We start from the raw sequence: 434 nt of genomic DNA, 5'->3' as shown, positions 1-434 counted from the left end.
ACTGCCTCAACTGCCTCAACTGCCTCAACTGCCTCAACTGCCTCAACTGCCTCAACTGCCTCAACTGCCTCAACTGCCTCAATTCACCATTCAACCTCTTCTATATAAGAAGTAAGCGTTGTTCCCAAGCCTGGTTAAATAGTGAATGGCCTGATCACTTCTCTTGAGCATCGTCGGCCAGTTCGATATATCCCACCAACGTTGCGAAGGGATCTGCGTACACCCGTTTGCCCAGTTGCGGGCGTTTTCGTTTGTAAGGTCTCAGTCGCAAGTCCATCTTGGCCTCCTTGTTTTTGGCCATTCTAGCAATCCGGAACTCGCTTCTGTGGATAAGTTTGTACAAAAGCTGTGGTTGGATATGAATAACTAAAAAAGTGCCGATTTTTGCAATTTTATTGCCGATAAGGGGTTGCCAGAAAGATTCAACTCCCTAT

The 434-nt window shown here is 46.8% G+C and carries 1 pseudogene; it reads right to left on the bottom strand.

What is annotated here, in order from left to right:
- Positions 1-166: 166 nt before the first annotated feature.
- A pseudogene (locus OKC28_RS21590) lies at positions 167-301 on the bottom strand (gamma carbonic anhydrase family protein); the annotation flags it as partial.
- Positions 302-434 lie beyond the last annotated feature (133 nt).

The organism is Aeromonas sp. D3 (assembly GCF_027705025.1).
Lineage (GTDB): Bacteria > Pseudomonadota > Gammaproteobacteria > Enterobacterales > Aeromonadaceae > Aeromonas > Aeromonas salmonicida.
This window is presented reverse-complemented; position numbering and strand designations above follow the sequence as displayed.